The sequence below is a fragment of the Streptomyces sp. MMG1533 genome (assembly GCF_001279775.1).
In the GTDB taxonomy this organism is placed as follows: Bacteria; Actinomycetota; Actinomycetes; order Streptomycetales; family Streptomycetaceae; genus Streptomyces.
The window spans coordinates 1-13840 of the sequence record NZ_LGDG01000267.1 but is presented as its reverse complement, the minus strand read 5'-3'; the positions used below and the strand labels follow the sequence as shown (position 1 = coordinate 13840).

At 73.3% G+C, this 13840-nt stretch carries 14 protein-coding genes and 1 pseudogene; 2 read left to right on the top strand and 13 right to left on the bottom strand.

Annotation, left to right across the window (positions count from 1 at the left end):
• Positions 1–23: 23 nt before the first annotated feature.
• From ADK57_RS40705 to ADK57_RS40685, 5 genes are all read right to left on the bottom strand, one after another.
• On the bottom strand, positions 24–1733 hold the full coding sequence (locus ADK57_RS40705) for a trypsin-like peptidase domain-containing protein (protein ID WP_053754774.1): 1710 nt from the start codon (positions 1731–1733) through the stop codon (positions 24–26).
• A complete protein-coding gene (locus ADK57_RS40700) occupies positions 1730–2125 on the bottom strand; it encodes a CU044_2847 family protein (protein WP_053754773.1) in 396 nt (131 codons plus the stop codon). The genes ADK57_RS40705 and ADK57_RS40700 overlap by 4 nt, the downstream gene beginning before the upstream one ends.
• Positions 2126–2232: 107 nt before the next feature.
• On the bottom strand, positions 2233–3582 hold the full coding sequence (locus tag ADK57_RS40695; RefSeq protein WP_053754772.1) for a carboxyl transferase domain-containing protein: 1350 nt from the start codon (positions 3580–3582) through the stop codon (positions 2233–2235).
• Entirely contained in the window at positions 3575–5041 is a 1467-nt protein-coding gene (locus ADK57_RS40690) for an acyl-CoA synthetase (RefSeq protein WP_053754771.1), read from the bottom strand. Before ADK57_RS40690 ends, ADK57_RS40695 begins: the two co-directional genes overlap by 8 nt.
• 96 nt (positions 5042–5137) lie before the next feature.
• Entirely contained in the window at positions 5138–6496 is a 1359-nt protein-coding gene (locus ADK57_RS40685; protein WP_053754770.1) for an SLC13 family permease, read from the bottom strand.
• 219 nt (positions 6497–6715) lie between these two features.
• On the opposite strand from ADK57_RS40685, the gene ADK57_RS40680 reads away from it, so the two are divergent.
• Positions 6716–7420, top strand: coding sequence for a FadR/GntR family transcriptional regulator (locus ADK57_RS40680; protein ID WP_053754769.1), 705 nt, complete (start codon positions 6716–6718; stop codon positions 7418–7420).
• Here ADK57_RS40680 and ADK57_RS40675 read toward each other — a convergent pair.
• Entirely contained in the window at positions 7417–8493 is a 1077-nt protein-coding gene (locus ADK57_RS40675; protein ID WP_053754768.1) for a MerR family transcriptional regulator, read from the bottom strand. The two genes, ADK57_RS40680 and ADK57_RS40675, sit on opposite strands and share 4 nt — an antisense overlap.
• 131 nt (positions 8494–8624) lie before the next feature.
• Here ADK57_RS40675 and ADK57_RS40670 point away from each other — a divergent pair, with 131 nt between their 5' ends.
• The gene (locus ADK57_RS40670) at positions 8625–9494 is read left to right on the top strand and encodes an ATP-grasp domain-containing protein (protein ID WP_053754767.1); all 870 of its coding nucleotides are present in this window, start codon (positions 8625–8627) and stop codon (positions 9492–9494) included.
• Here ADK57_RS40670 and ADK57_RS40665 read toward each other — a convergent pair whose 3' ends face one another.
• From ADK57_RS40665 to ADK57_RS40635, 7 genes and pseudogenes are all read right to left on the bottom strand, one after another.
• On the bottom strand, positions 9495–9848 hold the full coding sequence (locus ADK57_RS40665; protein ID WP_234390566.1) for a PfkB family carbohydrate kinase: 354 nt from the start codon (positions 9846–9848) through the stop codon (positions 9495–9497). It abuts the gene before it with no gap.
• A gap of 90 nt (positions 9849–9938) precedes the next feature.
• Complete coding sequence (locus ADK57_RS40660; protein WP_053754766.1) at positions 9939–10556, bottom strand: hypothetical protein; 618 nt, start codon at positions 10554–10556, stop codon at positions 9939–9941.
• Entirely contained in the window at positions 10522–11355 is an 834-nt protein-coding gene (locus ADK57_RS40655) for an FkbM family methyltransferase (RefSeq protein WP_053754765.1), read from the bottom strand. The genes ADK57_RS40660 and ADK57_RS40655 overlap by 35 nt, the downstream gene beginning before the upstream one ends.
• Positions 11352–11576 (bottom strand): Trm112 family protein, encoded by a 225-nt coding sequence (locus ADK57_RS40650; protein ID WP_053754764.1) that lies wholly within the window; start codon positions 11574–11576, stop codon positions 11352–11354. Before ADK57_RS40650 ends, ADK57_RS40655 begins: the two co-directional genes overlap by 4 nt.
• Positions 11573–12478 carry a hypothetical protein gene (locus ADK57_RS40645; RefSeq protein ID WP_053754790.1) on the bottom strand — a complete coding sequence of 302 codons (906 nt, stop codon included), beginning with the start codon at positions 12476–12478 and terminating at the stop codon, positions 11573–11575. The genes ADK57_RS40650 and ADK57_RS40645 overlap by 4 nt, the downstream gene beginning before the upstream one ends.
• Positions 12479–12493: 15 nt before the next feature.
• Complete coding sequence (locus ADK57_RS40640) at positions 12494–13222, bottom strand: class I SAM-dependent methyltransferase (RefSeq protein ID WP_053754763.1); 729 nt, start codon at positions 13220–13222, stop codon at positions 12494–12496.
• Positions 13219–13840 (bottom strand): annotated as a pseudogene (locus tag ADK57_RS40635) (condensation protein); the annotation flags it as partial. The gene ADK57_RS40640 and the pseudogene ADK57_RS40635, both read right to left, overlap by 4 nt.

Genomic DNA, 13840 nt, shown 5'->3' with positions numbered 1-13840 from the left:
GTGGGGGGCTTGCCTGGGGTGGGTCACGCCACGGGGGAGCGGACGTGGGCGGCGGTGTCGTGCGGGTCGGTGAAGCAGCGCGGGTCGTCCCACAGCAGCTGGATGTCCGTGGCCCAGTGGCCTTCCTCCGCGTCGGCCTCCTCGCGCAGGGCCAGGACGTGCCGGGGGAGTTCGGCGGGCGGCACATGGGCGACGTGGGCGTCGAGTTCGTCCAGGAACGACTTGCCGGTGCACACGGCGGCCGTACCTCCGCAGTCCGCTTCCTGGCCGGCGCCGCAGCCGCTGCGCGACCACACGATCACCGGGGCCGGAGCGGTGAGCGAGGTGTCGAAGTGCGGGCGGGTGCGGGCCGCGGCCGGCGCGGTGGCGAAGCCGGCGAGACAGGCGTCGGGCCTGCGCAGCCTCATCCGGAGCCGGCCGGGTTCCTCGGGGCCGGCGCACTCGACGCGGTGCACCCGCGCGCCCGGCGAGGAGTCGAGGCGTTTCCAGGCCCGGGTCAGGACGTGCCGGGTGCTGGTCTTGCGGCGGGCGTGGTCGGTGACGACGAGAGGGTAGAGACAGCCGAGCGGGGTGGCGTCGTCCGGGGCGCTCTCCCAGCGGTCGACCGGCCAGTCGAGCCAGTCCCGGGGCAGCACGAACGCGATCAGCTCGTCGGCGCCGGGGGTGAGGCAGCGGAACGCGGCCTCGATCCGGTCCTGGACCCAGGCGCGCAGCCGGGTCTGCGGGACCGTGTCCGAGTCGACCGGGTGGCGGCGCCCTCCGCTGTACGCGGACACCTCCACGCGGACCAGGTCGTCACCGGCGCCGCTGTGCGCCAGCTCGACCAGGATGGGCGACCACTCGGGGGCCTCCGGTTCGGCGGGCGCGGGAGCCCGGAACAGGGCTTCCAGCAGGGTCTCCAGGTGGTCGGCGAACCGGGTGACCGTGCCGGCCGCACCGGGTCCGTCGAGTTCGCACAGCACGAACAGCGCCGCCGACCGGAGGGAGTCGAAGCCCTCTTCGGGCGGCAGCGGGTCGAACCGGTCGGCGGCCGCGGTGTAGAGCCGTACCGGATCGCACTCCAGATTCACGCGGACCGCCCGCTCCACCAGCTCGCGCAGCCGGGTCCGGTCGGCGGTCGCATGGTCCGAGGTGGGCACCAGGCCTTCCAGATCGGGCCAGTGGCGGACCATGACCTCGGTGGGCATCATCCGGCCGTTTCGCACGCCCGGGGCGCCCTCCGCCGTGACCATGCCGACGACCTCGCCGGTGTCGACGAGCGTGACCGCCGAGCCGCTGAACCCGGGGGCCAGCGGCTGGCCGCCCGGCTGCCAGGCCTCCAGCTGGATCCACTCCCGGTTGATCAACTGCGGTGCGGTGATGCGGTACTCGGCGAGCGTGCCCTCGTCGAAGCCGACCGGGAAGCCGTACACGACGAGCTTGCGGGGTGCGGTCACGCCGTGTGCGGTGTCGACGGGCGCCAGCGCGGCCGGGGCGATCGGCACCTCCCGCTCCAGCTCCAGGACCGCCAGGTCCCCCGGGTCGGTGGCACCTCCCGCCCAGCCGCCGTGGGCGACGACACGGGCCGGGACGGCGGGGGAGCCGGGGCGCTCCGTGAACGTCACGGTCAGTCCCGCGGGCTCCCGCTGCACGACATGGGCGCAGGTCAGCACCGTGTTCGGGGACACCAGGAAGCCGGCCCCGGCCACCTGACCCCCGCACTCGATCCGGGCGTGCCACTCGGCGCTGTTCATGAGGCGGTGCTGGGCTCCGGGACGGACGAGGGCGTACTGTTCGCGGCTGCGGCCGAAGGGGTGCCGGTCTCGGTGGCCGCCCCCGGCGACCAGGTCAGCTTCACCACCAGGTGGCCCTCGGCCGTCCCCTTCGCGATGATCGCGCCGGTCTCGGCGGACAGCTTCACCCCGAACTCGATCTCGATGCCGTCGGGCCGCAGCGAGCCGTCGCGGAAGACGCGGAGCGCGGAGGAGGCGGCGGCGCGCACCCCTTCGAGTGCGCCCTCGAAGGTGCGGGCCGCCTGGACCGTCCCGTCCCCGCGGGACACCAACCGGGAGCCGGACCGCTCCTCGACGGCCTCGACCGACACCACGGCGCCGTCGGCGGTCTCGAACTCCACTAAGCGTTCCACGGCGCCCCCGTCGTTCTGTCGTCCGTTCTCGTACCGCTCTCGTACCGCTCTCGCAGCACTCTCGTACCGCTCTCGTACCGCTCTCGCAGCACTGAGCATCCCTATTGTTACGGACGGTACTTGAGGTTGTCGCGTGTTGCATGCCGGACCACGCCCAGTTCAGCCAAGTCCTGTGGCCGGATGCGGAGTTCGTCCGCCGTCGCCTCGACCTCCCCCGGCGGCCGTTTCAGGATCGCCGCCGCGAGCTCGGGCGCGATCACCGAGAAGTAACTGTCCGGCGTGGCCCAGGTGTTGCCGGGTGCCGCCAGGGCCAGCGCTCCGCCCGAGCCGCCCTCGCCGATCAGCAGGGTGGTGACCGGGGTTCGGGCTGTGGCCATCGCGCCGAACAGGTCCGCGATCGCGGCGCCCGCGCCCTGCCGCTCGGCCTCGGCGTCGTTGGCCGCGCCGGGCGTGTCCACCAGGGTGAGGACCGGGATGCCGAGGCGGTCGGCGAGGCGGATCAGGCGGGTGGCGGTGCGGTAGCCGGCGGGGCGGGTCGCCGTGCCGGTCTGGGCGGCGTAGGCGACCGTGCGGCCCTCGTGCTCGCCGAAGCCGCACAGCATGCCGTCGGGGTCGGTGCCGCCGCAGCGGTCGCCGCGGATCGCGACCCGACGGGTGAAGTAGGCGCTCAAGTAGCTTTCCGCGCGCGGGCGTCGGGGCGAGCGGGCGCGCTGGACCGCGGCCCAGCCCGTGGCCGGGAGGTCCGTCGTGCCGAGGGGTGGTGGGGGTGGTGCGGGGGCGGTCGACGGTGCCGTCAGCAGGCTCAGCCATCGGCCCAGGGTTCCGCGCAGGTCTTCGGGGCGTACGACCGCGTCCGCCGACCCCGCCGCCACCTGCGCCTCGGCCGTGTACGCCGCCGGGTCCGCGTCCGGCGGCCGGACCCGGGACCCCGCGAAGCCGACCTGCGCGCCCGGCAGCGCGAGGATCACGTCGGCGCCCGCGCCCAGCGTGGCCCAGCCGCCGCCGGTGGTCGGGTCCCGCAGTACCGCGATCTGCGGCAGCCCCGCCTCTGTGGTGAGCGCCGACTGCCGTGCCACGCGCTGGAGTTGGGTCAGCGCGAGCATGCCCTCCTGCATGCGGCTGCCGCCGGTGGCGATCAACGGGACGACCGGGAGACGGTGTTCGCGGGCGTACGTGTACGCCGCCTCCAGCCGGTCCCCGGTACGTTCACCCAGCGAGCCGCCCAGGAAGCCGAACTCGAACGCGATCAGTACCGCCCGCGTGCCCTCCACGTGCCCGGTGCCGCAGACGACGGACTCCTGCTCGCCGGTGCGGTCGGCGGCGCGGGCGCGCGAGGCGTCGTAGCCCTGCCAGGCGAGCGGGCCGTCGGGCCTGGAGTCCCTTGCCGGATACGGGAGTTCGGTGAAGTCGTCGGTGATCGTCGCGATGGTCTCGCGGGCGGTCCGGCGGTCAGTCACGGATCAGCGCCCGCTTCATGATCTTCCCCATGTCGTTGCGGGGGAGGGAAGCGAGGTGGTGGACCACCCGGGGACGCTTGTGCGGGGCGAGCCGGCTCGCCACGTGGTCCGCCAACTCCTCTGCCGCGGGCGGTGATTCGGGGTCCTCCGGCACGATCCACGCCACGATCCGCTCGCCCAGGTCGGCGTCCGGCTCGCCGGTGACCGCGGCCTCCCGCACCCCCGGATGCTCCAGCAGCGCGTTCTCGATCTCGCCCGCCCCGATCTTGTAACCCCCGCTCTTGATCAGGTCGGTGGCCTTGCGGCCGACGATGCGGACATAGCCGTCGGGGTCGCGCACCGCCATGTCGCCGGTGCGGAACCAGCCGTCGGCGGTGAAGGCGGCGGCCGTGGCGTCCGGGCGGTTGAGGTACTCGGTGAACAGGTTCGGGCCGCGCACCTGGATCTCGCCCACGGTCTCGCCGTCGTACGACGTGATCGGCGACCCGTCCTCCTCCACGAGCCGCAGCTCGACTCCCGGCAGCGGGACCCCGACCGTGCCCGCCCGCGGCTCGCCGTCCGCCCGGACGCTCGTGTTCATCAGCGTCTCCGTCATGCCGTACCGCTCGATGACGCGCTGCCCCGTCGCGGTCGTGATCCGCTCGTGGTCGTGCACCGGCAGCGCGGCGGAGCCGGACACGAGCAGCCGCGCCCGGCTCAGGGCCTCGGCCAGCGCCAGGTCGCCGGGGAGCGTCTCCGCGATGCGGTGGTACATCGTCGGGACGCCGAACAGCATCGTCGCGCCGGCGTTCAGCTCGCGTGCCACGCCGTCCGTGCCGAACCGGCCCAGGTGGCGGACCGATCCGCCCCGCCGCAGCGGGCCCAGGATGCCCAGGACCAGGCCGTGGACGTGGAACAGGGGCAGGCCGTGCACGAGCACGTCGTCGCCGGTCCACTGCCAGGCGTCGGCGAGGGCGTCCAGGGTGGCGGCGATCGCCCGGCGGGGGATGACGGCGCCCTTGGGCGGGCCGGTGGTGCCCGAGGTGTAGACGACCAGGGCGGGGTCGTCGTCGGACGCGTTGTCGTCGCCGGTCGCGTCGTCGTTGCCGGGGGCCGGGTCGGTGGCCTGCACGTCGACGTCGATGCGCTTCAAGTCCCGCAGAGCGGATGGGAGTTGGTCTCCGGGAGCGGCCAGCACCACCGACGGCGCGCTGTCCGTCAGGATGTGCCCGAGCTCCTTCTCCCCGGACTTCGGGTTGAGCGGCACCGCGGCGACGCCGGCTTGGAGCGCCGCCAGGACCGCCACCGCGGTCTCCAGCGCCGGCGTCGCCCACACGGCCACTCTGCCCGCCGCGCCGATCCGCGCCGCGAGGGCACCGGAAGCGGCGCCGAGCTCGCCGTACGTCAGGGAGCGGTCGCCGAACCGGAGGGCGGGACGGTCGGTCCTGCCGTCGGTCAGGGCCGGGAAGAGAGAGGTCACGCGTCTTGCTCCTTCAATGTCGCCGACTGCTGCTGTCTGCCGCTGTCTGCCGCTGTCTGCCGTCTGCTGTCTGCCGCTGTCCGTCGTGCGCTGTGACTACCCCCAGCCCGGTACGACCATCACCAGCCACGCCACCGCGGGTACCACCGCGACCACGATCCCTCCGTAGACCATCAACTGCCTGAAGAAACGCTCACGGTCGACGTCCGGCGCCGCCGCCAGCACCAGCGCGCCGTTCGTGGAGAACGGGCTGACGTCCACCACCGTCGCCGACACCGCGAGCGCCGCCACCATGCCGACCGCCCCGATCTCGCCCTGCGCGAGGAACGGCACGGCGAGCGGGATCAGTGCGCCCATGATCCCCACGGAGGAGGCGAACGCGGACACGATCGCGCCGATGTAGCAGAGCAGTACGGCGGCCAGCAGCGGGACGCCGATGCCGCTGACGCCCTCGCCGGCCCAGGTGATGGTGCCCATCTCGTCCAGGACACCGACGTACGTCAGGACACCGCAGATCAGGAGCACCGTCGACCAGGCGATCTGCCCGACCGCCTTGCGGCTGTCCTCCGGCCAGACGCTGCTCAGGAGCACCGCGAGGGTGATCGCGGTCAGACCGGCGTCGAGGTCGAGGGCCAGGACGGCGACGACGAGGGCGACCAGGGCGGCGAGGGTGGCGATCCGGGCGGGGGTGAGGCGGGGGGTGTCGGGGGTTTCGGGGTGGGCCTCGACCACGGTGGCGGTGCGGGAAGGGCTGGTGCCGTCGCCGGTCTCGGCAGGCGTACGGGTACCGGTACCGCCCTCCGGCAGGTCCCCCTCCCCGGAGTCCCCGTCCGGGGCGAGGGCCCCTCGCGCCCACAGCTTCAGCCCGCCGAACAGGACGAAGACGACCGCCGCGATGACCAGATTGGCGAACAGCGAGGCGAGGAACAGGGCGATCTCGTTCCCCGGCAGCTTCTCGCGCTCGACGATGCCGTTGACGATGGTGCCGTAGATGCTGATCGGCGAGAAGCCGCCGCCCTGGGCACCGTGCACCACCATCGCGCCCATCAGCAGCGGACTGATCCCGTAGCGGGCGGCGAAGCTCAGCGCGATGGGCGCGACGATCGCGACCGCGGCCGGACTGACCGCGCCGATCGCGGTGAGCGCGCCGGTGATCGCGAACATGACCCAGGGGATCAGCGCGACGCGCCCCCGGACGAGCCGGATGGACGCGTGCACCAGCCAGTCGGTCGTGCCGTTGGCCCGCGCGATGGCGAAGAGGTACGTGACACCGACGAGCACGACGAACAGGTCGCCGGGGAAGCCGGCGAAGATGCCGTCCGCGTCGAGGTCGGCGACGAGCTCACCGACCGCGAAGGCGGCGGCGAAAGCGAGCGCGCCCATGTTGACGGAACGGGTGGTGGCGATGACGAACACCACGACGAGGACGAGGATCGAGATGAGTTCGGGGGACATACGGGCTCCCGTCTTTGGGTCCCGGAGCGGTTGTGTGGAGGGCGGCCGGTGGTGGTGGGGGTGGGGGGAGAGTGGCCGAGTGGCTGAGCCACTTACAGGTCGACTGGCTGGTTAGCGTGGGCGCACACCGGGCCGCAGTCAAGGGGTCGCGCAGGAATTGGCTCAGCCACTCGGCCACCGGAACGGCCGGTGTTACGCTCCCGACGAAGGGGGGACCCCGTGACCGACGCCCTGCGCCCCATGACGAAACAGCGCCTGTACGAGCAGGTGCTCGACCGCCTGCGCCAGTACGTCGCCGAGGGCGGCCTGAAGGCCGGTGACCGCCTCCCGCCCGAGCGAGACCTGGCCCAGCGCCTGGGTGTCAGCCGGGCCTCGGTCAAGCAGGCGATCGTGGTCCTGGAGGTACAGGGGCTGGTGGAGGCACGGCACGGCGGGGGGACGTACCTGGTCCGCGACAGCCTGGACGTCGAGCCCGTCGAGAAGATGGTCGAGCGCCGCCGGCGCCTCCCGGACGTCCTGGAGGCCCGCGAGGCCCTGGAGACGAAACTCGCCGAACTGGCCGCCGAGCGCCGCACGGACGACGACCTCGCGGCGATGCGGTCCGCGCTCGCCCACATGGCCGAGGAGATCGAGGCGGGCGGTCACGGCATCGAGGGCGACCGCTTGTTCCACGCGGCGGTCACCGCGGCCGCCCACAGCAGCCTCCTCGCCGAGTTCATGCGCTCCATCGCCGTCCAGATCGCCGAGAGCCGCACCGAATCCCTCCGCCAACCCCACCGCCCCAAGCGCTCCCTGACTCAGCATCAGACGATCCTCGACGCCATCGCCGCGGGGCGGCCGAAACAGGCGGCCACCGCGATGCGCCGCCATGTCCGCACGGTCGCGAAGGTGCGGTTGCTGGACTGGGAGCCGGACACTCCCTAGGCCGCCGCCTCCACCACGTCCGCCACCACACAGCTCACGTTGTCCGGGCCGCCGGCCTTGTTCGCCTCGGCGACGAGGGTGCGTGCGGCCTCGTCCGGAGCCGGCGTGGAGGTGAGCAGGGTGCGGATGCGGTCGTCGGGGACGACGGTGGGCAGGCCGTCGGAGCAGAGGAGGTAGCGGTCGCCGGGGTGGGCGTCGTGGAGGCGGAGGTCCGGGGTCGCGGGGGCGGTGGGCGGGAGGGCCTTCAGAAGCAGGGAGCGCTGGGGGTGGGCGGCGGCCTCCTCGGGGGTGAGGCGGCCCTCGTCGATCAGCGACTGGACCATCGTGTGGTCGTGGGTGATGCGGAAGAGGCCGCCGTCGCGAAGCAGATACGCGCGGGAGTCGCCGATGTGGACCAGGGCGAGGCGGGAGCCCGTCCACAGCAGGGCGGTCAGGGTGGTGCCGATGTCGTCCGCGCCCCGGGTGACGTCCCGGACCGCTTCCGTCGCGCCCCGCACCGCGTCCTCCAGCAGGTTGAGGACGTTGCCCGCGGGGACCTCCTCCGTGTCCAGGAACCTCAGCGCCTCCACTGCGGCGCTGCTCGCGGGCGCGCCCGCCGCGCCGAAGCCGTCCGCGACCGCGAGCAGCCGGGTGCCCGCGTACGCCGTGTCCTGGTTCTCGGGGCGGACCCGCCCCCGGTCCGAGTGGGCGAAGTAGCGCAGTTCCAGCATGGTGGTGTCCTTCCTCGGTGTTTCGGTCAGTTGGTCCACGAGGAACGCGGCGAGGTCCCGCCGTACGGCCGTATCCGCCTCGACCCGCGCCCAGTACGCGCGGATCTCCCGGGCGGCGGCCCCGGAGTCGAGGGCGTACGTCTCGCACACCTCGCGGATCCGGGCCAGCGGCATCCCCAGCCGCCGCAGCCACGCCACCAGCCGCGCCTGCTCCAGCTGCTCGACCGCGTAGTACCGGTATCCCGTGCCGGGGTCCACCCGCGCCGGACGCAGCAGCTCCAGCTCGTCGTACAGCCGCAGCGCCTTGGGCGACAGCCGGCAGGCCTTCGCGAACGTGCCGATCGTCAGCAGGCCGTCGTCCATGCGTACCCCCGGATTCCTTGGTGCCCGCCACCGATGCTGGGGCTTCCCCGAAGGGGAAGGTCAAACGGGTTGTCGCGGTTGCGGGGGCGGCGGTTAGCCTGCCAGCCGAGCCGTATGAGAAGGAGTCCGCCGTGCCCCGAGTCGCCCTCGTCACCTACGACCCCCGGCCGAAGGCCGGCAAGGACGCCGACCTGCCCGTCCTGCTGGCGGCGCTGCGCGCGGCCGGGGCCGAGGCGGACGCCGTGTTCTGGGACGACGCCGGTGTCGACTGGGGGGCCTACGACATCGCCGTCATCCGGTCCACCTGGGACTACAGCTGGCGGGCGGCCGAGTTCGTGGCGTGGGCGGAGCGCTGCGCCAAGGCCACGCGGCTGGCGAACCCGGCCGAGGTGGTGCGGTGGAACACCGACAAGCGGTACCTCGGGGATCTGACGGCGGCCGGTGTGCCCGTCGTCTCCACCCGGTACGTCGCGCCGGGTGACGCCGTCGACCTCCCCGGCGACCACGAGTACGTCGTCAAGCCCGCTTCCGGGGCCGGCGCCCGTTACGCCGCGCGCTACACGCCCGAGCAGCACGAGAGGGCCGTACGACACCTCGCGCACATGCACGAGGAGGGGCTCACGGCGATGGTGCAGCCGTACATGAAGGGCATCGACGAGCGTGGTGAGCGGGCGTTGCAGTTCTTCGGCGGGCGTCTGCTCCATGCCAGCCGCAAGCGGGCCGTCCTCGCCCCCGGCACGGCCTTCGACGCCGACAAGGTCGCCCATCCCGGCCTGGAGCCCTGGACCCCGACCCCGGCCGAAGTGTCCGTCGCCGAGCGGGCCCTGGCCGCCGTACCGGACGCGCAGGAGGTGCTGTACGCCCGGGTCGACCTGGTGGACGGGGAGGACGGCCGGCCGCTGGTGATGGAGCTGGAGCTGGTCGAGCCGAACCTGTTCCTGTTCCTGCATCCGGACTCGGTGCGGGCGGTGGTCGAGGCGATCCTGGCGGCGGCTCGCTGATCAGGTCGGTACGTCGTCCCGGGTGCCCAGGGCCGCGGCGGCCGGCCGGTGGCCGCGGCGCAGGCCCTCCCTGGCGCCGCGCCCTTCGAGCAGCGCCGCCGACAGATGGCCCGCGGCGAACGCGTCGCCGGCGCCGACCCGTTCGACGACCCGGGACGGGGGCGTGCGGACGAAGGTCTCCTCGCCGTCCTCCGTGTACGCCGTCGCGCTGTGCCCGGCGTCCTTGACCACGACGACGCGGGCGGGGCGGAGCAGGTCCCGGACCTCCGCCGCCTTGCCGGTGCCCCACACGGTCTCGGCCTCGTCCCGTCCGACGAAGACGATTTCGGCGCCGCGGGCCGGGCCGAGCAGCACCCGCGCCGCGTCGGCGGGCCGGTGCCGCCACCCACGGAGAGCCTCGGGGGAGTGGGGCCGAGGGAGGGGGAGGACCTGGATTGGCCGGCGCTAGTCGCCATCGGCGGACCGGTCGTTGACCGCCACCCGCTGCAACAGCCCCCACGTGAACTCGGCGACACACTCCCACCGCACGCCCCGGCCGTCCGGGGCGCTGAAGGCCAGCCCCCAGCGCGTCGGCGCCGTCCCCTGGAGCGGGCGGGCCGGGGCGAAGGCGCGGGCCGCCTCGTCGACCGTGCACGACCAGGGGGTGAGGTCGTCGAGGGTCCGCAGCGAAGGTCCTTCGGTCCCTGGGGTGCGGATCAGCCACTCGTTCCAGACGGCACCGTTCGGGGCGAGGAGCACCTCGAAGCGGAGGTCCGGCCAGAGGGGTAGGGGCCAGAGGCGGGCCTCGCACTCCAGGTCGCCGATCCTGCGGGTGAGTACCGACTCGGGCTCGCCCAGGATCGAGCGGTAGCGGGAGGCGGCGGACCGGGACCGCGGGGAGCGGACCATCGCCTGCCACCGCTTGTTGGCCTCCCGCATGTCCGCGATCGAGACGCCCAGCTCGTGGCGGGCGTTCTCCACCAGATCGGGGTTGTGATCGGCCATGCGGCGCAGCAGCACCAGCTGGAAGTCGAGACGGGTGAAGGGGCTAGCCGGGGGCTTTCCGGAGGACATGCGCACCATCGTCCCCCACCTGCCGGTGCCCCGGACGGCGGCCGTCCGGGAGGAACAGCACCGAGTTCACGTACCGGGGGCGCTTGCGGAACGGCAGGACGCGGCGCAGCAGCCCGTGCGCGACGACGTACGAGGCCACCGACTGGTGGGCCTCCAGCGGGAAGCCGGCCAGCGGCACCCAGTTGTCGCGGGGCAGCACCCAGCCGTCGTAGCCGAGCATGGACAGGTACGTCACCACCGGCGCGATCGGCTGGATACGGGACTCCAGCTCGACGAAGAGGGCCGGCCGGTCGCGCGCCAGCAGCCCCGTCGCTCCGCGCAGCACCGCCAGCTCGCTCCCGTCCACGTCGACCTTGATGAAGCCGACGTCGCGCAGGGCCAGTTCGTCGAGGGTGATGCAGGGCACCTCCACCGCGCGGCCGTGGATGTCCCGGCGGACCAGTGACGACACACCCCGGTCGCCCGCGTCGTCCGGCGGCAGCCACAGGCGGGCGGTGCCCGGACGGTCCGCGGCGGCGGCCTGGATCACCCGGACGTTCGCCGGGGCCGCCGAGGTCAGCAGCCGTGCCAGATGGGGCACCGGCTCGACGGTCACCACCCGGCGCGCCCGTCCGGACAGCCGCCGCGTCCAGGGGCCGTACCAGCCGCCGACGTCCACGGCCGTACCGCAGCCCGCCGGACACAGGTCGGCGAGTCGCGCCAACTCCGGTTCGAACCGCGGGTACACGGCTCTGGCGGCAGCGGCGACCAGACGGGTGGGGAGGTGGGGGGCCACCCGGGCCGCCCAGGTGCGTGCGGGGCCCGTCATGGAGCCGTCCGTTTCAGTAGCTCGTTGTGCTCGTCGTCCGAGACCTGTTCCCCGGAGGACGGCAGCAGTTGGGGGATGCCGTCGACGATCGGATAACGCCGCTGCAGGCGCGGGTTGTAGAGGACCTCGGTCTGTTCCGGTCCGTCCGCAGGGACGAGGTGCAGCGGCCCTTTGTCGAGCGGGCACGCGAGGATCTTCAGCAGTGGGTCGTCGGGTTTCACGGGGGTGTCAACTCCTTGGCACCGAGGGAGGGTTGGGGCGCCTGGTCGTGCTTGGGCATGCTCAGCAGTACGGCGACGGCGAGCACGATGCCCGCGAGGCGCAGCGCGAGTCTGATCGGGTCGTGCGGCAGTGCCTCACCGAACGAGAGCGTGCCGAGCACCGCCGTGTACAGGCAGGTCACGGTCGTGCACACGGGCACGATCAGCGAGGCCCGGCAGCGTTGCAGCGCCGCCTGCGACATGACGAGACCGAATGCGCCGGTGAAGAGCAGGAGATACGGATACGGGGAGCGGAGCACGTCGAGAAGGGCCCCGCCGAGACCACTCGCCGTCAGGTAACTCGACATGCCCTTGATCGCGAGCGAGCTGACGCCGTACAGCAGCCCCACCGCCACGCCGTACTCGACGCCCGTGGTCGGCGCGCGGTGCCGGTGCCGGGTGCGGCGCTCGGCGGCGTTGTACAGCCCCACGCCCGCCGCCAGCGACGGCACGCACACCAGCAGGATCAGCGGGTACGGCGCCTCCTGGCTCACGGTGTCGGACCTCTCGTTCAGCGACAGGACGACCATGAGCAGCGCGGCGAGGATCGCGCCCAGCGCGTACCGCTCGCGGCCGGTGGTCTCCTCGCCCAGCAGGCGGGCGGACAGCAGCACGAGCAGGACCAGACCGGAGACGAAGATGCCCTGCGCGGCGGCGATCGGCAGCGTCCGGTAGACGGCGAGCTGCGCACCGAATCCGGCTGCGAGGGAGAGCGACCCGCCGATCCACAGCGGGCTGCGCAGCACCAGCCCGAGCAGGCGGACCGGCCGGCGGATGCTGACCTCGGGCAGAGTGGCCAACGCCCGCTTCTCCAGGACGAATCCGGTGCTGTAGAGGACGTTCGCCAGCAGGGCCGCGGCCACTCCCCACCACATCGCCTACGTCCTTCGTGCATGGAGGAGCAGGATCGACGCGAGCGACGGTCTGGCACAGGCCAGCCGGTCGAACGGTCGCAGCGGACGCGGTACGCCGTGGAAGGGAGCCCCTTCGAGCCGTACGACCTCGAAGCCGGCCGCCGTGACGAACTCCCTCAGCGCGCGGGCCGTGTACAGCCGCAGATGTCCTACGACCTCCCGCCCGGGTCGGCCGTGAACGGCCCGCAGGCTCACCTCCGAGAACACGGGCTGGACACCGGCCAGCAGCAGGGCGCGGTTGTACCAGGCCGCCAGGTTGGGGGTGGACAGCATGAGGTGGCCTCCCGGGCGCAGGACGCGGCGGATCTCGTCGAGCGCGGCGTCCGGGTCCACGAGGTGCTCGATCACCTCGCTGAACAGCACGGCGTCGGCGGAGCCGGTGCCGAACGGCAGGCCGTCGCCTGTGAGTTCACCGCGGATCGCGTACGTCAGGTGGGCGCGGGCACGTTTCAGGGCGTCCTGGGACCAGTCGACGCCGATGATGCGGTGGCCGGGGAGGAGCGGGGCGGCGGTGGCCGCGGCGGTGCCGTCGCCGCAGCCGATGTCGAGGATCGTCCGGGCCCTCTCGGTGCCGAGGGCGGCTGCCAGCATGCGGGCCTGGCGGAGGGAACGCGGGGTGCCGGAGGCCACGGGGACGGCGGGGTCCTCGTAGAAGTCCCGGAGATCTTTGGGGAGTTGCTCGGTAGAGGTCATGTGCCGGCCTCCGTGGTGTGCAGGTAGTGCTCGAAGAGGTCCCGCAGGTGGGCGCCGTCGCCGTGGCCGAGCAGGGCGCGCGACCAGCGCAGGGCGAGGTGGAGGCGGCCCGCGGTGGAGGCGGTGGTGACGGTGAGGCCGCGGGGCATCCGGGCCGGCGCGGAGAACCACACGGCGTGCGCGCGGCCGGCCTCCTCGCCGAAGTCCAGGGGGTACGGGATCCGCCCGATGTTGCTGAGGAGGGTCGTCGAGGTCCAGGGCGCGGCGGCCCTGCGCAGACCCCGGGTGAGCGCGGCACGCCACGCCACGGGGGTGACCGGGGCGGTCAGGAGGGAGGCGCCGTGGCCGAGCTGGGGGCGGGGGAGGGACTTGAGGGCACGGGTGCGGGTTGCCGTGCGGCGCAGCAGGTCGGCCATCGGGGGGTGGTCCAACTCGTCTGGTGCGAAGGGGACTTCGACGAGTCGGGTGCCGTTGCCGATGGGCATGGTGGTGTCGCGGGGGCGGTCGTCCACGGGCATGCTGGTGGGGAGGGGGCGGGGGCGGGCGCCGTGTTCCCTGTTCCAGTGGGCGATGGTGAGCGCCGTGGTGACCATGAACTGGTCGTTCACGGTGTAGGGG